Here is an 18,973-nt window from a genome sequence, read left to right on the forward strand (position 1 = left end):
CGGCAGCCCTTATTTTCCACTATCTGAATTGATTTGTCTCAGGATGATATTCATAACCGATACCCGAAAGTTTTGTACTGATCTCTCCTGAGTCTACACACAGACTCTTGCAAAGTTCCTCGAAACTGTCATAATAGTCCCTCAGCTGTGTATTGATGTAGCTTAACAGTATCACCGGATCATTCGGCAGCATTTCTTTTTCCTCCTCACTTATGTCACAACCACAAAAAAGCAGTGTTCTTTTCCAAATTCATAATAAATCTTTTGTTTTTCAATGTGATGAATCACATAAATCAGCCCAAAGCCATGTTCCGTAAGCCAGCGTTCCATGGCTCTCCATATTTCTTTATCTTCCTGCGCTTCGGCAATGAATGTCTCTGTTCCCCGCTCACGGTCACAATAATACAGCTTCATAAGCAGGCACCTCCTTTAACTCCTTTTTAAGAAGAATGCATAGGATACCAATATACTGACGGCAAATACGACTAAATCCATGATCAGCATATCATTCTTTAACACAGCGGTATATGCGTCAAACAATCCTCTGATTGCCACGCAGCCCAGACCGATCCCCACGGCCAGGCGGAGCCAGTAATATCTGATATGCCTGTACATAAACCGAAACATCAGAATGCCGTATATCAGATTCGGATAAATCAAAAGCTTATAATGCTCTTCTACCTTCTCACTGACCGGAAACAGCCACCAGAAAAACTCCGGTCTTCCAATCCAGTCATAGATAAAATGCCAAAGGCTGCCCACCACAGCCGTAAACAGAATGCCTCCAAGAATAAACTTTTTATTTCTGGACATAACCATCCCTCCTTTGGGATAGTATACGCAAATTTTAGGTTCTCATCCTGTTATGGCCCGTCCTGCAAAAACTGCAAGAACGGAAAACAGTACACTCAGCACTACATATAAAATACCTTCACTCACTCTTCCCTCTGAGACAAGGGTCCCTGTCTCAAGAGCAAACGTAGAAAATGTAGTGAATCCTCCGCATAATCCCGTCTTTAAAAACAGGATCAGATTAGGATTTTGGGCCGGTATCCTGCCGGTCCACCCGGCGATCATGCCGATCACAAAGGCTCCCAGCACATTGATCCCCAAAGTGATCACTGGAATCCTTAACTGCGCTGAAAGCGGGATCAGTCCGAGAAGATAGCGGAAGACTGCGCCGAGAAATCCTCCCAGCCCTACAAATACACACTGAATCATGTATTATTCTCCTTTGAATTCTTCTGTTGTCATAAGCTCTCCGGTATCTGTATTCATCACATACCCGAATATCTTAATGTCATCCGGAATCAGCGGATGGGTGCTTAAAAGTTCCACAGTTTCATTGACAGAGTCAGAGACACAGTCAAATCCTGCCAGCCAGGAATCAAAGTCAATCCCACAGTGCCGGATGAAATTAATCTTGTCTTCTTCTATCCCCCGGTCGATCATGTGCCGGATCATGCTGTCGCTGTCCATGTGGCCGACACCGCAGTCCGTATGACCGATGACCATGATCTCTTCAATGCCAAGTTCATATATTGCGATCAAAAGACTTCTCACCACACTTCCAAACAGATGACTGGTAACTCCTCCCGCATTTTTAATGATTTTTACGTCCCCGTTTTTTAAGCCAAGGGCTGCCGGAAGCAGTTCCGTAAGCCTGGTATCCATACAGGTTAAGATCGCAATCTTCTTGTCCGGATATTTGCTTGTCTTGTACTGTTCATACATCTTATTTTTCACAAACACCTTGTTATATTCCAAAATATCTTCAATCATTTTTTTATCCTCTCTTATCTTTTACCAGATCCGCCGTGCTTCCCTTACAGGCTCTCAAATAATCCGCGGGATTAAGTTCTACCTGTGTTCCCCGCTTTCCGCCGCTGACGATGAGTGTCTCCAGATTCTTCACACTCTCATCCACCACAGTGCGGTAGTCCTTTTTCATTCCTATGGCGGTGCAGCCGCCTCTTATGTAGCCTGTGACTTTGTTTATATCCTTTACATGAATCATTTCCACTGATTTTTCGCCCACGGCTTTGGCTGCCTTTTTCAAATCCAGCTCCTCGGCAATCGGAATGACAAACACAAAATACTGGCTGCTCTTTCCTTCCGTAACCAGTGTCTTAAACACCTTATCGTAGGGCTGTCCAAGCATATCCGCAATGGCCACTCCGTCAGTAAATTCTTCACATTCATAGCGGTGGATCTCAAACCTGATTTTTTCTTTCTCCAAAATCCTCATCGCATTGGTCTTCGGCTCTTTTTTTGCCATGTTCCTTCCTCCCAACATTCATAGAATGTATGTTGCTGTCTATTATATCATATTTTTTCAGCAGGACAATAGGGGCCTGAAAAGCAGAAGAAAGCTTCTGAACGGAAAAACGTCCCGCAAAAATCAGCGGGACGTTTTCAACTCCGGTTATAATGAATACTATGCAAAAGAAAAATTTAAGCTTCTACAAACACGTCTTTTCCAAGGCCGCAGATCGGGCAGACCCAATCTTCCGGAAGATCCTCAAAAGCTGTTCCCGGTTCGATTCCCTGACTCGGATCACCTTCTGCCGGATCGTATTCATAGCCGCATGGTTCGCAAAGATATTTTTTCATTGTTGTTACCTCCATCTATTAACTTATTCATATTGTGATGTAAGGGTCAAAAGGTATTTTGACCCCCAGATACCAGCGGATTGTTCCGCACTTTGTGCTCCCACAATCCTAAAAACATTTGAAATCCGCCCTAATCGGGCTGCTTTCTCATGTTTTATGGGTCCCAAAGCCCTGCTTTTTCATACAAGCATGAAACGCATGCCCTTTTGACCCTGGTATCATATTATCTTTCATCTGTGACGTAAGTATACCATGCTGCCCATGATTTTTTCTGTTGCATTTGCAACATTTATATGCCATATTTAAAAAAAGGAGGTTTTTTTATGCAGTACAATGAAAATCCGCTGTTCACAGATATCACATCCAAGGACTGCCTGAAAATGCTGAACTGTTTTCACTCAGAGGAAAAACTGTTTTCTTCCGGTGAAATGATCCATCATTTTTCTTCCCAAAAACCTGTCATGGGCATTCTTCTCTCCGGCACTGCTTCCGTGCTGCGCTATGAATTCAACGGAAGCCGGACCATTTTAGAGAAGCTGGAACCAAATAGTGTCTTTGGCGAAATTCTGGCTTTTCATTCTGAAGAGTATGAGGACATTCACCTGAAATGTGATACAGCATGCAGGGTGCTCATGATCGACTATGAGTCTCTTATGAAGCCATGCACCAATGCCTGTGCCTGCCATACACGGCTGATCCAGAATGTCACCTGGCTGATATCGAAAAAAACGATGAGTCTCAGCCAGAGAGTCGAGGTTTTAAGCAAGCGCACCATCCGCGAAAAGTTATATTGTTATTTCATGCAGGAATCCCTGCGGCAGAAATCCAATTCCTTTCATATCCCGTTTACCATGTCGGATTTGGCGGATTACCTGTCCGTAGACCGGAGCGCAATGATGCGGGAGCTGAAAAAAATGAAAGAAGACGGCATCCTTTCTTCTGAAAAGAGAATGGTCCGCCTTCTCCCGGAACATACTGCCGGTGTTTAATCCTCCAGCGCAGTTTCATATGCTTTTTTTGTCTTTTCGTCGAAACAGACGAATTCAATGCAGTCAAAAATATCTTTGTTTTTGCAGAATTCTTTTATGGTCCTCACCGCAATCGGCGCAGCCTTTGAGAGCGGAAACCGGAACAGGCCCGTGCTGATGGACGGAAAGGTCACATGCCTGCATCCATGCTCTGCGGCCAGCTTAAGACAGCTTTTGTAGCAGTCAGCTAAAAGTTCTTCCTCACAGTCATCCCCGTCTCTCCACACCGGTCCGGGCGTGTGAATCACATATTGTGCAGGAAGTCTGTACGCTTTCGTAATCTTCGCATCTCCGGTATCACATCCGCCCAAGGTGCGGCACTCCGCTAAAAGTTCGGGTCCGGCCGCCGCATGGATGGCACCGTCCACACCCCCTCCGCCCAAAAGCGTCGGATTGGCGGCATTGACGATTGCATCTGCCGGAACCTTTGTGATATCACCCAGGGTTATCTTTATTTCCATGTTACATTTCCTTTCTAGCGCGCAGATAAGCCGTAAAGCATCGCTATATAGCAGGCAAAATCGCCAATCCGTTTTCTCTGGTCACCGAGCTGCTTCCTCCATGAAACGTCCAGCCCTCTCTGCTCCATCATACCGCTTAACAGATTCAGCGTGTGTATGACATTGTCATGCTTTCTCGTCCTTCCGTCATTATCCCGCTGGCCTTTCCTGATCTGCTTCCAATTTGCCCTGAGATCCGCATAGACCGTCATTGCACTCAGAGCCAGTTCCCAAAATTCTTCAAACTCTTCGTCATCCTCCGGCGAATTCTGAAGGATCGCCTCATAAATCTCCATAGCTTCCTCAAAAGGAAGTGGATTCGGCTGTGTCAGATAATTCTCATACTTTAGATCTTTGTTCATAAAAGGCTCCTTTCCTCTGCATAACTGCTGATCTGTCCTGCGCTTTCCCGGTTGGTCTTCCATCTCTTTATATCTCTAGTTTAACTTGCTTTCAGCTCTTTGTAAATCTAAAATCCTTATCTCACCGCGTCTTTGATCTGCTCAAGAATCCCTTCCTGTCTTTCATCAAAAAGCAGGCCTTTATTATATTTATAATAAGGATCACAGCCGTTTTCTTTGATAAATCGGACGCTGTAATAATTCACATTCAGCTCCGTGATAAAGACTACCATTTCCTGTCCGTCCCCAAAGGCTGCCTCCATAAAATCAAAGGCATAAAGAAGAGCATCTGAAATCTTCTCCACCAGCTGTTCCCTGCTTTCTGTCTCTGCTTTAAACCAGCTCCGAACCGCTTTCGGTTCATCCTGCGGTTTCTCTCTCTTCAAATCTTCAAGATAATTTTCCAGCCTCCCGATGACCTTCTTCCAAATATGTTCCTCTTCCTTTGATATCTGCTCTGCTTTCTTTCTCTCCCGGAATTCTGCCTCGGCTTTTTTCAGCGTTTCCTCCATGGACCCATGCTCCATGTAGTCTTTCAGCCATGAAAACAGTTCGCTTACATAGACATCTGTTTTCGCATATTCCATGAAAAACTCATTTAATTTTCCGTTCAGCAGATGGACAATGCTGAGCCGCTCGTCAAACGGAGCGAATTTCAGTTTCTCCAGCATATCTCCTGTGAAAGAACCCTCAAGGATCTCGTCAATCTTATAGTCCTTTCTGTATTTTCTGTAAAGCTCCAAATAATTTGCAAACTCTTTGGCAATCCCTAAATGCCGGATATACTGATAGATTACATCCCGGTCAACCGTCTTTCCAAGTCCTTCGTATGCCTTCATAAAGTCGGACAAATCCTCCCATCCTCTGGCAGTCACAAAGGCTTTTCCGTCCACCGTCGTCTCCATCCTGTAAAAATGATGTTTACGAATTTCAAGATAAGCCATAATGGCCGGATGGATTCCGGCTTTGTATGCATATTCTTTCCAGACCTCATAGTCAGCCTCCACATCGATCAGTTTGATCCGGTCTAACGTCACCACATCAAACTCCCGGACAGACTTATTGTACTCCGGAGGATTGCCGGCTGCCACGATGACCCATCCCTCCGGCACCTTCTGATTCCCAAAAGTCTTGCACTGTAGAAACTGCAGCATCGTCGGCGCAAGTGTCTCAGAGACACAGTTGATCTCATCGATGAATAGGATACCCTCCCGAAGGCCGGTCTGTTCCATTTTTTCATATACCGAAGCGATAATCTCGCTCATCGTATACTCTGTCACAGAGTAGCTGACACCGCCGTAAGTTTTTTCTTTGATGAACGGAAGCCCTACGGCACTCTGTCTTGTGTGATGGGTGATCGTATAAGCCACCAGTCCAATGCCGCATTCCTTTGCAATCTGTTCCATGATCTGTGTCTTTCCGATTCCCGGAGGCCCCATCAAAAGGACCGGCCTCTGTCTGAGCGCCGGTATCCGGTATTCCCCGTACTCATTTTTATTTAAATACGCTTCCACAGAATCTTTGATTTCCTGTTTCGCACGTTTAATGTCCATAATCTTCTCCTTCAAGTTCTTCTTCGCAAACAATCAGTTTCATCGCCCATGGCGGCACCTGGGCATCCTCGTATTCTTCTTCCATGAAAATAAAGGCAGTCTCAAACGGCGGCTTTTTCTTCGGATAAATGCCCTGGCCGTCTGTGAAATACAAAACTCCCTTGAGGCTGTAAAACTCTCCTTCTTCCATGAGTCTTGCTATATACTCAAATGCCGGGCGGAAGTCTGTACCGCCTTCCCCTTTGAGCTCCAGATGTTCCATATATTCTTTCAGTTCTTTTTCATCCCGGATCTTTTTATCTTCCTGGATTTTTTCATCACACTGAATGATATGGATGTTGACCTTATGAAGAAATGTCTCTTCTTCCTTTAAAATTCCATAGGTCTCTTCCAAAAACTTCTTCACCAGTTCACCGGAACAAGACATGGACGTATCAATGATGATCGCAAATTCTTCTACTTTTTTTACTTCTTTCCACTCCTGCGGCTCCACCAGGGGCATATTTCCGTACATACGAAGCCCGTAGGTGTAAAACACATAGTCAAAAGAATCCTCATCCACACCGATTTCCTCTTTAAGCACCGCAAATTTTTTCAGAAATTCCCGGTAATCATACCTCTCCCTGTTTTCGATCTGCATCTGCCGTACCATATCTCCCGCGTCCGCAGACATCTCCTGGGAAAATGTCTCCATATCCAGTTCCATCTTTTCACTGATGTCCTGCCACTGGTTCTGAATCTCCTGCTGCATCTTCGGCTGGTCTTTCGCCGGCCAGAAGCTGTGGCTGTCCATGACAAACTCTTCCCCAATGCGCTTTATTTCCTCTTCTGTGAGTTCCCATTCCCGGATCCTTTTATAGATGCCTTCCGCCGTCAGCACCTTCAGGTCTTTTCTGAGGCGTTTATAAATATCTTTGCGGAACGCAGTGCCATATAAAGAAACCGCTCCGGTCTTCCACTGGTCGATCACGGATTCTACAGCAATATCACAGCTGATATCCCACAATTCTTTTTCCCTGTTTTTCTGCCCGGTCAGATGGTGAAAAAGACAGTGCAGTACCAAATGGAGATACATCCGGTTCACCATTCTTCTGTCCTGTGCATACAGCTTCGCCAGATACCCCGGATGAAAGTATATCACCCTGCCGTCAGAGGCGATTCTCTCTGCGTCTGCATGGCTTGTATAAAAAAAGCTGCTCAACGCCAGATCCATGAACCTCATGTGCAGATAAAGTTCATCTCTTGAAGCCATAAGGATCTGCCTTCCGGCTTCGGCAAGCCTTTCTGCTTTTTCTGTTTCTTTCTGCATATTTCTCCTAACTATAACTCAAAAATTTTCTTTTTCGGAGGAAACAGGCGCTGCTTTTCATTCATCAAAAAACTCATAGTTTCTCCGTCTTTCTGCGAGGATGCCTGCTCAATGGCCGCTTCCATGGCATTCTCATTCCAAAGACCCTCTTTCGATAAGAACCGCAGTGCTTCCATATCACGCTGTTGGGCAAATCCTTCTGCTATATTCTTTGCATGGTCTTTTACATATGCTGTATACTCTTTTCTTGCTTTTTCACTCAGTTCATATGGATATCTGAGCCGCCGGACGGCAATTTCCGATACCAGTTCCGGCCGTTCTTCTATCTCTGCCACAGAAAACAGCCTGTCATAGGCCTGATAGTCCACTTCCCTTTTCTGAAAACACTGACGATACTTATAGCCCGACCCGTTAAAATATTTCTCAATGATCCTTGCCGGAGTATTTTCTACCGCCTCTTCATAAAATTCGGGAAAAAGCAGCTTTGCTGTCTTTTGATGCCCATCTTCTGTGCGGTAATGCAGGTCGGCATACAGCTCATATCGGATTTCTCCGACGATATCTTTCAGGCACGTGCTTTTCCCGTTATTGCAGAAAATCTCCACGTAACGGAGCCTGCATCCGTTAAACACTCCGGTTCCGGTGCCTTTCAGTGCATCTGAAAACGTCAGTTTTTTGAGATTGCTGCATCCGTAGAATGCATATTTGCCCAATTCCTCTGTTTTATCAGGAAGATGCACTGCTTCAATCAGATTCCCACAGAGCAGTTCCTTTTCATCGTCCTGCAATATATTATTTGTTACATCATATATTTCTACATCTTCCTCTTCCTGTTTCTTCCACTGGGAAAATGCATAGTCTCCTAATATTTTGAAAGGCTGTCCGTCCACAGTATCCGGCAGCGAAACAACACTGTCATTTCCATAACAGCGGACCAGCCTAAGCCCTCTCTTTTCTTTCCGGTAATGAAGGGTAAGCCCCATTGCATGTCCCATCCTTTCCGCAAATTTGTCTGATAATTACAGTCCTATTATACTACATAAGAAAAAAAAGAAAACAGCCTTATTTTGGGGTGAAATGAATGTACTCTGTGAGAAATACGTTTTGTTTCGATGCTGACGTCTTCGAATGAAAAAGTTTCTCAAGAATTCCCTCACTCATAGACGTAACAGGGGCTTGACAGCTTTGCGTACCAGATGCGGTTTGACGTAGTCAAATGATTTCCTTACGCATCTGTGTACAGCCCGCGGAGCGTTTTTATTTCATAGGGAAGGTCGTAGAACTTTCCTATGACATAAAAAAATCCGGGATTCCCGGATTTAACAGAGCTGTACTATTTACTAAAAAATATTTAGGGCTTCTTTCGATATTTTTTCTCTATCACTGTCACATAGACGGCCATAGCCACAATGGATTCTGCCATAACTCCTAAAATTGAAAGCAAAATATATGGTGAGTTTTGTTCTTTCAGAAGCGGCAGACCTAAAACAGCCAGAATGGCCCCAAAGGTACACCATAGTTTTCCCATGGCGCGATTGTATGACTTTATATTATTTACCGGGAAAACCTCTGCATTTGCCCAGAAACCAAAGGCAGCTTCCTTCTTTGAGTTAAAGGCATATATCCCAAGAATAATGAAGGAACAGCTTATAAACAGCCATATTAAGAAAACAAGCATTGTTACGCACTCCTCTTCTGCAAACCTTATAATGCAAAGCATATATCCCGAATGATATGTACTATCGTGTGATCTGTGAGAATATTTTAACTTTAATTAATATATAGGTGAATTCTATTTTCTCCTCCACGGCTTTGAATATTAATACAACTCTTGTTATTGTTTATCCAACGTATTTCCGCCATTCTTTATTCTCATTATAGTCATTTTCCCTGATAAAATCAACGTTTCCCTTATTTTTTCCCAACCGACAGCAGTTTTTTTAATTTTCTTTAAAAACAATCTCTAACCCGCAGTTTTATGCGGTTTCTTCGTACCCGCTAAATTTACCGGTTGGAAAATCGAACAATTCTTTTTGAAAAAAACATGAAACTTCCCTATCGGAGTAAAAAGATCATTACTGCTGAAACTGCCAATGTCAGAAGCCCTGCGCAGACTGCCAGCAGCAATTTCTGATACGGACGTTTTCCAGATTCCCGGTATTTCTCTATTTCATCGAGTTTTTTTCCTTCCGTAAAAGCCATGATCTCTTTATACGTCTGAATATCATGTGTCTTTTTCTGTTTCTCAACGCGGCCTGCATAATAAATTGCACATCCGAAAATCATGAGCCAGATCACGATTCCAACCACGTCTCCATACAATGAAAGCGGTACTGCCAGCACTGCTGTTGCTACGAGAAGCAAACCGAAGATGAGGCTGTCGCGATTCCATTTTTTAATATCCTCTGCTTTAATCTGTTCTCTCATCTCTTCTAAATCTCCTTTCACTAAGGTATCAAGAGAAATATGAAAAAGAGTGCTCAGCAGGAGCAGACTTTTTACATCGGGATAGTTCTTACCGTTTTCCCAATTTGAAATTGTCTGCCGTGTGACGTATACCTTCTCTGCCAATTCATCCTGTGAGAGCTTTGAATCAAGCCTGTATTTCTTTATTTGTTTGCTGAACTCCATATTCTGATTCCTCCTGCTTGTGTTTTATGTTGTATCGACATTATACCGATTGAGATGCAGATCTTCTATCAAAAATGTTTGACATCCCCGTTTTTTCAGCATGTAAAATAGATTTGACATGTCATTTCCGGGCCAAAAACGGCCCTGCAGCCTTCATCCATTCATCCGGCAGGTAAACAGCCAGATATCCATGACCATATCCCTCTGCCTCATAGATCTCGCAGGAAGGAACCAATGATTTAAAAAGGGCAGCGGAATTCTTTACACATTTCATCTCCTTCGATCCGTACCAATACATCACCTGCGCTGTCACATGTTTGATCCTGTCGTCCAGTTGGTAGTCTCCCATATAAGTCCGGTAAATGGTACACATGGTTTCTTTTCTGAAATTAGGCATATCTTTCATATAATAATCTATGATTTCCTCCGGAAGCCGCATGGCGGGCATATATTTATTCAGCACTGCCAATTCCAGTCTGCTTGCTGACCTGCTAAACAGCAGCGGCCAGAAGCAGCGCACAAAAGCAGTGCAGCATTTCGCAAGCTTGGGCTGAGGATAACAAAGGCTCCCGTCAATGATCGCTTTTTGTGCAATATCCGGCCTTTGGGAAAGTATTTCTATCACAATCTGCCCTCCCAAAGAGACACCGCCGATGGCAAAAACAGAACCGCCGCAGCTTTCATTGATATATTTAATGATTTTCCCGGCACTATCTTCTGTGGACACATACTCCGTCATGTATTCTTCTCCATGTCCATCCAGCGTGGGCAGGATCACATGATAATTTAAAGACAGCATACGGGCCTGTCTTAAATAGTCCCACCAAGCCTGTCCTCCTCCGTGTATGAGCAGTACATGCGGCAGTTTCCGGTCCCCAAACTCATGAAACTTCATCACTTCCACCTCCTCAAATATACCTTTTTCCAATGTTTAATCAGAACATCAAATTCTTCTTCCATCCGGCCAATATCGACCTGTCCTTTCTGAAAACATCGGTATAAATAACCTTCACAGGCAAGCGCAATTTCATAATACATGGTCTCTGTCTCTATATCCTCCCGAAACATACTGTTGCCGAATGTCCGGAAAAATTTCTGCTCAGCGTTCTGATTTGTCTTGGCGATCAATTTGTGCACATCCTTTTTCACTTCCGGATGCTGCTCATAGTAGGCTTTCACTGAAAACATACAGATCTCCGGATACTTCACCGAAAGAGAACATTTTGCCCGGACATTCCGACGTAACATTTCAAAAAGATCTTCAGTCTCCCATACGCCATAATCCTGCACCGCACTGCGTGTAAGGTTTTCAGCGTGACAGACAAGATATAAATACAGCTCCTTCTTGTTCTTAAAGTAATAAAATAAAAGCGACTTTGAAATTCCTGCCGCATCGGCTATCGCCGACATAGAAGCTCTCTTATATTCATTTCTTGAAAACACCTGATAAGCAGATCTTATGATCTTTTCCCGTCTGCCGCATGGCAGCTGATAAAATTTCTCGTTCATGCTGTCCTCCCCTGACCGATTCGTCTAATATAGACAGCATAAATCCATTGACCGATTTTGAGAAGACCCCCTTTTTAATAATTCGGCTCATCAATTTTTATAATCCGGATTTCTTTATCCCCGGATAATTTTTGAACCAACGATTCCACTCCCAGAATTTCCGTATTCGTATGACTTCCCACAAACAGATTCATTCCCACATGCTGTGCATACTGTTGTGAATAAAGTACGTATTCCCCTGTGACATATGTATCACATCCAGCCTCTGCGGCAATCCTCATCTCTGTGGTCATGTTTCCCCCTCCTGCGGCCACAGCCACTTTTCTTACCGGATTTTCATTATTTTGATAACAGCGCACTTGCTCTGCAAGGATATCGGTCAGCCTTTCTCTGAACACATTGAAATCAACGGGCTCGATCTCACCTATGACCCCGCCATAATAGATTTCCGCATACGGCATCACCTTCTCAAGACCTCCCATTCCAAGTTTCTTTCCCAGTGACGCACTGGTCCCAAACTCCGCGTCATCTAACGGTGCATGAAAATAAGCATGGGTGATTCCGCTTTCTTCTAACATCTTACTGCAGCTTTCTTTCAGTCCAAAAATAAACTCCCACGAATCATGATGGGTCACAAGAAATTCTATCTGTTGCTGGCGGGCTTTTTCTATAATTTCTTCTGTCAGATTTACTGCATACCCGATGATATTAATTTCTCTGTCAAATTCATTAAAAAACCCCCATTCCTCTGGGAGCATATGCAGCTTCTTTTCGTCAAACATATCCATGAGATCTGCTTTCAGTTTACTGTACTTCATCATAACTCCTTCCCTGATCTGTCAAAGTTTGAAATATCAGTCTATCACCCCGCCGAAAGAATTGCAACAAGGCCTCTAAACCGAAAAAATCCCTGAACACAGGATCTGATCTATACAGCCCTGCACACAAGGATTTTTCATGTGAATTATTTCTTTGCTTTGTATTCTTCTACTTTTTTTGTATCTGTATTTTTCTTATAGATTTTTCCGTTGTCTTTGTCAACGTAGAAATCACCGTATTTTTTACCGGAGTCTTTGGATGTGTCATAAATTTCAAAGTGATATCCTTTTGCTCCATCTCTGTACTCTGTGACATCTTGGTCTTTATTTCTCACTTCATACTGACCGTTTCCGTCAGAACCAAGTTTATTAATCAGATAGTCATGGGCATCATCATAATCATCAAACCCATTGGCTACATCGTCCGCCAGATCTTTTGCTCCGTCTGCCACATCGTCAGCCGCATCTTCCACGTCGTCACCCAAATCATTGTTTGTTGCTGTAGTGGATGAACCGCCTTCTGTGGTTTTTTCTGTTGTTGTGGCATCATTTTTGTTTGAACATCCTGTAAACATCGCAGCGACACTTAATGTGAGGACTGCAACCATTGTAAGCATCCAACATTTCTTTTTCATTATGAATTCTCCTTTTCCTTTGGAATAATTATTTGATACCACTATTGTTTCCAATGAAAAGGAAAATATACCTTAACAAATTCTGCGATAATTTTTAATCAAAAATTTTATTTGGATTTAAAATATTTTTCGGGTCCAGGGAAAGCTTCACCTGCTTCATCATTTGAAGAATTAAAGGATCTGATGCTTTCTTTAAATATGTTTTCTTGCTCAGCCCGATCCCGTGTTCTCCTGATGTCAGGCCGCCAAGCTCACTGCTTTTATCGTAGGCAGAAGCCAGCACTTCTCTCCGGTCTTTTTCCCACTGCTCCTGTGTCCTGCCGCCCCGGACAACACAAAGGTGTACATTCCCGTCTCCCGCATGTCCGAAACTTACCATTTGAACTCCGGTCTTCTGTTCTAAATCATTGATATATTCTATGAATTCGGCAGATTTATTGATGGGAACCACAATGTCCACCGGCTCCTGTTCCGATTTTGCCTCAACAGCTTTTACAAGGGCTCCCCGGATCTTCCACACCGCATCAATCGTCTCTTCGTCTTCCAGCACGAGCGCATCCTTAGCTCCGCTTTCCTCGGCGATTGTTTTGAGTTTTTCGACCCGTTTATAAATTTCCTCCGAGTCATCTCCGTCAAAAGTCAAAAGAATATATGCCGCTGCATCTTGATAAGGAAAAGCAAGACCAACATATTCTTCTCCGAGAGCGACTACCTTCTTCTCCACAAATTCAATGGCCGTCGGGTCAAGACTGCCCCGAATTACGTTTAAGACTGCCCGTATCCCCGTATGAAGATCATCAAAAGGCAAAAGAACGCTCAATGTCTTCTGAGGTTTTGATGTAAGCTTCACAATGGCCTTTGTGATCACTCCGAGGGTTCCCTCTGAGCCGATCATCAGATGTTTTAATGAAAGACCGGAACTGTCTTTTACAACTTTCCCGCCAAGCTCTGCCACACTGCCGTCGGCCAGCACTACTTCCAGCCCACGGATATAATCTCTGGTGACACCATATTTTACGGCGCGCATTCCTCCTGCATTGGTGCTGATATTTCCGCCGATGGTCGCTGTCTTCTCGCCCGGGTCCGGAGGATAAAATAAGCCTTCCTGCTCCACCAGCTCCTGAAAATCTTTCAGCACGACACCGGATTCCACTGTTGCCGTAAAAGTATCCTTATCGATCTCCAGCACCCGGTTCATGCGGGACAGATCCAAAACGATCCCTCCGTCCGCCGGTACCGTAGAACCTACTAAATTGGTCCCTGCTCCTCTCGGTGTAACCGGAATCTTATGTTCATATGCATATTTCATAATATCGCTGACCTCTTTTGTGGACTCAGGGAATACCAGGGCTTTTGCCCGTCCCCTGAGTCTTCCCAGAGTGTCCGATAAATATTTTTCTTCTATATTAGAGTCAAAGATCACCCGACCGCTGTCGGGAATCAAACATTCAAGTCCTGTCAAAGCCATCACCTACCGTTTCGTAAATTTTAATGCCACCTTATCTCCGAGCCACTGTCCGAGCTGGACAATGATAATCAATACAATCACTGTAAATGTCAGAACACCGGTCTCGTACCGGTTATATCCGTACCGGATCGCCAGATCTCCGATTCCGCCTCCTCCGACACTTCCTGCCATGGCAGAGTATCCGATGATGCTTACAAATGTCACCGTAAGTCCGCGGATCAGACTCGGAAGAGCTTCCACAAATAAAACCTTGCGGATGATCAGGGAAACACTTGCACCCGTAGCCACCGCTGCCTCCACGACTCCTTTGTCCACTTCACTGAAGGATCCTTCCACCAGTCTCGCATAAAAAGCCACAGATGCGATGGAAAGAGGAACCGCCGCCGCTGCCGCACCGATGCTGGTGCCTACTAAGATCCTTGTCAGCGGAAGGAGTACTACGAGCAGAATAATAAACGGCATGGAACGGATAATATTTATAATGGTACCTGCCACCGCATTGACCGCCCGGTTCTTAAAAAATAAGGGATTAGCTGTCAAGTGCAGCACTAGGCCAATGAGCATTCCGAATACAACGGCCGCAGCCATGGCAATCAGCACCATCTGTATGGTCTCTATCGTCGCATTTCCAAATTCTAATTTTATAATCTCCATCGTTTCCTTCATCTTATCGTCCTCCCTCTAATTCTTCTACACGGTACACATTTTCTTTCATATAACGAAGGGCTTTTTCCCGTTCTTCATTTCTGCCTCTTACAATCACGATCAGCACACCCAATGGTTTCCCATGAATATAGTCGATCTTTCCGTTGATGATATCGATCACCACGTCGAATTGTTTGGAAACCTGGCTGATCACAGATGCATAAGCCTTTTCCCCGGTATAACAGAGTTTCACGAGTTCTTCTTCCTCCGAAAGCTTCACCTCATCGGGAACGCCCACATTGAGCACACGCTCCACAAGACTTTTGGTAATCTCTTCTCTCGGCTCTGCAAATGCAGAATATATATCCCGTACTTCCTTGATTTCACCGTTTTCCATGAAGGCGATCCTGTCAAATAATTTTTTTGCAACTTCCATCTCATGGGTGATGAAAACTATGGTAATATGATATTTTTCATTGATCTCTTTTAACAGAGACACGATTTCTTCTGTATTCTCCAAATCCAATGCGGATGTCGCCTCATCACAGAGCAGGATTTTCGGATCGTTGGCCAGCGCTCTAGCGATTGCCACTCTCTGTTTCTGCCCGCCGCTTAAGTTGGCCGGATAGGAATCCGCTTTTTCCGGCAGATGTACCATTTCGAGGAGTTCTTTCACTCTTCCCTGTATTTTCTCTTTCGGATAATGGTTTGCATGAAGGGCAAACGCCACATTTTCCGCGATCGTGGAACCGCTGATCAAATTAAAGTGCTGGAAGATCATTCCGATGTCCAGACGGACCTTACACAGCTCTTTTCTTTTCAGGGAAGTGATCTCATTCCCTTCGATCAGCACCTGTCCGGCAGTAGGCGGCTGAAGCAGATTGATCACTCTGACAAGCGTACTCTTTCCGGCTCCGCTGGGTCCTACAATGCCAAAGATTTCTCCTTCCTCAATGGTCAGATTTACGTTCTTAACCGCCTGAAAATCCTGTTTATTCTGCTGAAATGTCACTCCAATATTCTTTAATTCAATCACAGTTTCTCACCTTTCTCTCTTATGTTTATTTTTCTTTATATTTTTCTGTCCACCAGTCTGGTTTCTGGAAGGACTGAAAGCTGCTCTTTTTGTCTGACACCGCTTTATAAAAATCTTCTGACTCCACAGCCTCTTTGAGGTCTTTCCCCAGCTGCCCTTTCACGTCATCAGTTTTTACAGCAATGACATTTTTATATTCTTCTGCCAGAGTCTCGACCGCCAATGCTCTGGAAAAGTCCAGTTTTGCCGCATATGCATAATTTCCTGGAACTACCCCCGCCGCAACACTGTCCAAACTCCTTGATATCTGGGCCGCATCCAATGTTACAAATTTTAAATTCTTAGGATTCTGGGCAATGTCCTTCTCCGTTGCCTTCGTCTGGTCGATTCCTTTCTTAAGGACAATGACCTTTTCTTTGCCAAGAATACTGAGGGCCCTTGCAAGATTGGAAGGATCATTCGGTATCCCGATCTTGTCACCCTTCTTCAGTTCTTTCAAAGATTTTATGCTGTCAGAAAAAATTCCTGCTCCCGCAGTCGGCACCGCAATGACTTTGCTTATATTCAGATCATTATCTGCCGCAAACTTTTCTAAATATGCCGTGTGCTGCATTAAATTTGCATCGATCTCACCGTTTGCCAGGGCCTGATCCGGCAGTACATAATCACTGAACTCTCTCACCGATACTTTGTATCCCTTTTTCTCCAAAGAAGGCGCGATCGCTTTTTTCACCATGTCTCCGTATGGTCCCGCACAGACACCGATGGTAATGTCTTTTGCAGCACTGGCTTTTTGGCTCCCGCATCCGGTCAAAGCACCCAGTGCCAATACTCCAATCATAACGATTCCTGTCAGCTTTTTCAACGATTTTTTCATAATACGTTCCTCCATTTTTATACAAATCCTATTTTTTTAGTATGGAATTAATAATTTCAAGCTTCAGCTCTGTCTGCGGCCGTTCAGACATGGAGCGTTTTTTATTTCACAGAAAAGGTCGTAAACTTTTTTATGAAATAAAAAAAGGAGGCCATGCATGGCCTCCCAATACTTAACCGCTATGTACTTTCTCTCAGCTTTTAAGATATCTCCATACAAATATGATGTTCCGGTATTTGATTGTACGCAAAAGAACTGCACATGCTCTGCATCTGCATTTCCATACCCATCATATCCATCATGAAATTCTTATATGCCTTGATAAAATTCATTGCGGTATCTCCTTCTTGCTGATTTCCTATCTTGCCTATAGGTTATTTGGAATCTTACACGGTTTCTTTCTATTTGTCAATAGGTTTTTTTGATTTCATCACTCTTTTCCAAAAGATCCGATCTCTATCAGATTCCCGTCAGGATCTGCAACATAGCTTGTTCTCTGTCCCCATGGTTCCGTTACCGGTGCGAGAACCGGTTCGGCTCCTGCTTCCAGTACTCTCTGATACTCCCGGTCCACGTCTTCATAGGAAGGCAGATCAAAGGCGAGTTCCACCGTCCCGTTTATTTTGTCCGGATAGCCAAAGTTTCTGCCGGTCATTTCTTCAAAATCTTTTCTCCCAAACATAATCAGACACATGTCGCCGGAATAGAGTTCAGCGTTGGGAGTTCCTTCCCAATCGGTCTTCATACCCATCACATCCCTGTAAAACGCGACCATTTTCTCCATATCAGTAACAAATAATCCTGCTGCTGTCATTTTTAACATAGCACTTCCTCCTTCTTTGAATACATTCAGTATATCAGGAGGAACCAGACAGCTTTATGTCATGTTCCTGTATATCTGTTTAAATTCTTTTTCAATTCCGACACAAGATCATCCGCAAGGCACCTGGGTTCTATGACCATTGCCTGGCTTCCAAAACTCAAAATCCACTGCTTCATGTTATCATAATTCACGAAATCCCATTCAAAGATCAGCCGGCCCTGCTCATCTTCGGTATAACAGCCGGCCCCGTATTCTTCCACAAGCCTGTATTTTGCTTCTTTTTCAAAGACCGCACTAAGTTTGACTGCATCCTGTCTGAAATAGTCCTGAAAATTTGCCTCCGTTTTACCTGCATTTCTCATCAGGAAACTGTTTCCTGTCTCTTTGAGCTCCCACAGCCTGTTAAGTTTAAACATACGGAAATCCTTTCTCTTTCTACAGAAGCCATAGACGTACCAGGATGACCACCGGAATACCAGAAGATACGGCTCAATCTCCCGGTATTCTTCTCCCTTGCTGTAATAATACAAAAAGTTCACCGTATGCCGGCTGGAAACCGCATGTTTTATGATCCCGATCTTCTCTTTCAGTGATTCTTCATAGTGAGAAGCCAGATCGATCAGGATCATTCCTTCTGACAGGACCGAATCTTCCGGTTCTAAAGAGAGCTTTTCCATGAGACTTAACGCAGCGGAAGTCCCCAATACGCTGTCAATTCCTTTCAGCCCTTCAAAAACTGCTCTCAGCTCTTCTTTCGTAAAAACAGTTTTGTCAAGCTTATAGCCTTCTGCGATACGGATTCCGCCGCCGTATCCCTGTTCCGTGATCAGAGGGATCCCCGCACGGCAGATCACGTCAATGTCCCGGCTGATGGTCCTTCTGGACACTTCGAATCTCTCGGCCAGTTCAGGTGCCGTGACTTTGTCGTTTCTGAGCAAAAGTGTGATAATTCCGATTAAACGGTCTATTTTCATTGAGATGCCTCCTGCAAGATAACAAATGATTTCATATAAAAGGATAAAGTGGCAAGCCCACCTCATCTCCCCACCCCTCATCTATGTAAATGAAAAAACTCCGTTTCATCTGAAACGGAGTCCTATGAGCGTGCGGGGATTCGAACCCCGGAC

General features: G+C 44.1%; 26 protein-coding genes. 1 reads left to right on the forward strand and 25 read right to left on the reverse strand.

Annotated features, from left to right (window positions below; all coding sequences use genetic code 11):
* Window positions 1–19: 19 nt before the first annotated feature.
* The 7 genes from QVP35_RS02435 to rd all read right to left on the reverse strand — a co-directional run bounded on the left by QVP35_RS02435 (window position 20) and on the right by rd (window position 2,613).
* On the reverse strand, window positions 20–193 hold the full coding sequence (locus tag QVP35_RS02435; protein WP_006566446.1) for a DUF4250 domain-containing protein: 174 nt from the start codon (window positions 191–193) through the stop codon (window positions 20–22).
* A 17-nt stretch (window positions 194–210) separates the two neighbouring features.
* Window positions 211–414: a hypothetical protein gene (locus tag QVP35_RS02440; RefSeq protein WP_009289011.1), complete on the reverse strand. Its 204-nt coding sequence runs from the start codon at window positions 412–414 to the stop codon at window positions 211–213.
* Between the two features lie 15 nt (window positions 415–429).
* The gene (locus QVP35_RS02445; protein ID WP_022260759.1) at window positions 430–813 is read right to left on the reverse strand and encodes a DUF6512 family protein; all 384 of its coding nucleotides are present in this window, start codon (window positions 811–813) and stop codon (window positions 430–432) included.
* A gap of 42 nt (window positions 814–855) precedes the next feature.
* On the reverse strand, window positions 856–1,221 hold the full coding sequence (gene crcB, locus QVP35_RS02450) for a fluoride efflux transporter CrcB (RefSeq protein ID WP_009289013.1): 366 nt from the start codon (window positions 1,219–1,221) through the stop codon (window positions 856–858).
* A 3-nt stretch (window positions 1,222–1,224) separates the two neighbouring features.
* Entirely contained in the window at window positions 1,225–1,782 is a 558-nt protein-coding gene (locus QVP35_RS02455) for a beta-class carbonic anhydrase (protein ID WP_006566450.1), read from the reverse strand.
* Between the two features lie 4 nt (window positions 1,783–1,786).
* Window positions 1,787–2,278, reverse strand: coding sequence for a Cys-tRNA(Pro) deacylase (gene ybaK, locus QVP35_RS02460; protein ID WP_006566451.1), 492 nt, complete (start codon window positions 2,276–2,278; stop codon window positions 1,787–1,789).
* Window positions 2,279–2,454: 176 nt separating this feature from the next.
* Window positions 2,455–2,613 (reverse strand): rubredoxin, encoded by a 159-nt coding sequence (rd, locus tag QVP35_RS02465; protein WP_009289014.1) that lies wholly within the window; start codon window positions 2,611–2,613, stop codon window positions 2,455–2,457.
* Between the two features lie 323 nt (window positions 2,614–2,936).
* Between rd and QVP35_RS02470 the strand changes: the two genes are divergently transcribed.
* On the forward strand, window positions 2,937–3,602 hold the full coding sequence (locus tag QVP35_RS02470; protein WP_009289015.1) for a Crp/Fnr family transcriptional regulator: 666 nt from the start codon (window positions 2,937–2,939) through the stop codon (window positions 3,600–3,602).
* Here the strand turns inward: QVP35_RS02470 and QVP35_RS02475 are convergent.
* From QVP35_RS02475 to QVP35_RS02560, 18 genes are all read right to left on the reverse strand, one after another.
* Complete coding sequence (locus tag QVP35_RS02475; RefSeq protein ID WP_006566455.1) at window positions 3,599–4,102, reverse strand: O-acetyl-ADP-ribose deacetylase; 504 nt, start codon at window positions 4,100–4,102, stop codon at window positions 3,599–3,601. The genes QVP35_RS02470 and QVP35_RS02475 overlap by 4 nt on opposite strands.
* 14 nt (window positions 4,103–4,116) lie before the next feature.
* Complete coding sequence (locus QVP35_RS02480; protein WP_009289016.1) at window positions 4,117–4,503, reverse strand: hypothetical protein; 387 nt, start codon at window positions 4,501–4,503, stop codon at window positions 4,117–4,119.
* A gap of 116 nt (window positions 4,504–4,619) precedes the next feature.
* The gene (locus tag QVP35_RS02485) at window positions 4,620–6,095 is read right to left on the reverse strand and encodes an ATP-binding protein (RefSeq protein WP_009289017.1); all 1,476 of its coding nucleotides are present in this window, start codon (window positions 6,093–6,095) and stop codon (window positions 4,620–4,622) included.
* Window positions 6,085–7,404 (reverse strand): vWA domain-containing protein, encoded by a 1,320-nt coding sequence (locus tag QVP35_RS02490; protein ID WP_009289018.1) that lies wholly within the window; start codon window positions 7,402–7,404, stop codon window positions 6,085–6,087. The genes QVP35_RS02485 and QVP35_RS02490 overlap by 11 nt, the downstream gene beginning before the upstream one ends.
* Window positions 7,405–7,415: 11 nt before the next feature.
* On the reverse strand, window positions 7,416–8,399 hold the full coding sequence (locus QVP35_RS02495) for a leucine-rich repeat domain-containing protein (protein WP_039930125.1): 984 nt from the start codon (window positions 8,397–8,399) through the stop codon (window positions 7,416–7,418).
* A 356-nt stretch (window positions 8,400–8,755) separates the two neighbouring features.
* A complete protein-coding gene (locus QVP35_RS02500; RefSeq protein WP_009289020.1) occupies window positions 8,756–9,082 on the reverse strand; it encodes a hypothetical protein in 327 nt (108 codons plus the stop codon).
* A gap of 377 nt (window positions 9,083–9,459) precedes the next feature.
* Window positions 9,460–10,035, reverse strand: coding sequence for a helix-turn-helix domain-containing protein (locus QVP35_RS02505; protein WP_009289021.1), 576 nt, complete (start codon window positions 10,033–10,035; stop codon window positions 9,460–9,462).
* A gap of 121 nt (window positions 10,036–10,156) precedes the next feature.
* Window positions 10,157–10,930 carry an alpha/beta fold hydrolase gene (locus QVP35_RS02510; protein WP_006566463.1) on the reverse strand — a complete coding sequence of 258 codons (774 nt, stop codon included), beginning with the start codon at window positions 10,928–10,930 and terminating at the stop codon, window positions 10,157–10,159.
* Window positions 10,930–11,544, reverse strand: a complete 615-nt coding sequence (locus QVP35_RS02515) for a TetR/AcrR family transcriptional regulator (RefSeq protein ID WP_022260760.1) — start codon at window positions 11,542–11,544, stop codon at window positions 10,930–10,932. The genes QVP35_RS02510 and QVP35_RS02515 overlap by 1 nt, the downstream gene beginning before the upstream one ends.
* A gap of 74 nt (window positions 11,545–11,618) precedes the next feature.
* A complete protein-coding gene (locus tag QVP35_RS02520; RefSeq protein WP_006566466.1) occupies window positions 11,619–12,365 on the reverse strand; it encodes a Nif3-like dinuclear metal center hexameric protein in 747 nt (248 codons plus the stop codon).
* Between the two features lie 143 nt (window positions 12,366–12,508).
* Window positions 12,509–12,997, reverse strand: coding sequence for a hypothetical protein (locus QVP35_RS02525; RefSeq protein ID WP_006566467.1), 489 nt, complete (start codon window positions 12,995–12,997; stop codon window positions 12,509–12,511).
* Between the two features lie 94 nt (window positions 12,998–13,091).
* Entirely contained in the window at window positions 13,092–14,465 is a 1,374-nt protein-coding gene (locus QVP35_RS02530; protein WP_009289024.1) for an FAD-binding oxidoreductase, read from the reverse strand.
* A 3-nt stretch (window positions 14,466–14,468) separates the two neighbouring features.
* Complete coding sequence (locus QVP35_RS02535; protein ID WP_006566469.1) at window positions 14,469–15,131, reverse strand: methionine ABC transporter permease; 663 nt, start codon at window positions 15,129–15,131, stop codon at window positions 14,469–14,471.
* A gap of 1 nt (window position 15,132) precedes the next feature.
* A complete protein-coding gene (locus tag QVP35_RS02540) occupies window positions 15,133–16,146 on the reverse strand; it encodes a methionine ABC transporter ATP-binding protein (RefSeq protein ID WP_006566470.1) in 1,014 nt (337 codons plus the stop codon).
* Window positions 16,147–16,171: 25 nt separating this feature from the next.
* Window positions 16,172–17,023 (reverse strand): MetQ/NlpA family ABC transporter substrate-binding protein, encoded by an 852-nt coding sequence (locus tag QVP35_RS02545; RefSeq protein WP_009289025.1) that lies wholly within the window; start codon window positions 17,021–17,023, stop codon window positions 16,172–16,174.
* 200 nt (window positions 17,024–17,223) lie between these two features.
* Window positions 17,224–17,355, reverse strand: a complete 132-nt coding sequence (locus QVP35_RS02550; protein ID WP_006566473.1) for a hypothetical protein — start codon at window positions 17,353–17,355, stop codon at window positions 17,224–17,226.
* A 98-nt stretch (window positions 17,356–17,453) separates the two neighbouring features.
* Window positions 17,454–17,846, reverse strand: coding sequence for a VOC family protein (locus QVP35_RS02555; RefSeq protein WP_006566474.1), 393 nt, complete (start codon window positions 17,844–17,846; stop codon window positions 17,454–17,456).
* A 59-nt stretch (window positions 17,847–17,905) separates the two neighbouring features.
* Window positions 17,906–18,820 carry a helix-turn-helix transcriptional regulator gene (locus QVP35_RS02560; RefSeq protein ID WP_009289026.1) on the reverse strand — a complete coding sequence of 305 codons (915 nt, stop codon included), beginning with the start codon at window positions 18,818–18,820 and terminating at the stop codon, window positions 17,906–17,908.
* Between the last annotated feature and the right edge of the window lie 153 nt (window positions 18,821–18,973).

Source organism: Anaerostipes sp. CAG:276, from assembly GCF_000432215.1.
GTDB lineage: Bacteria > Bacillota > Clostridia > Lachnospirales > Lachnospiraceae > Anaerostipes > Anaerostipes caccae.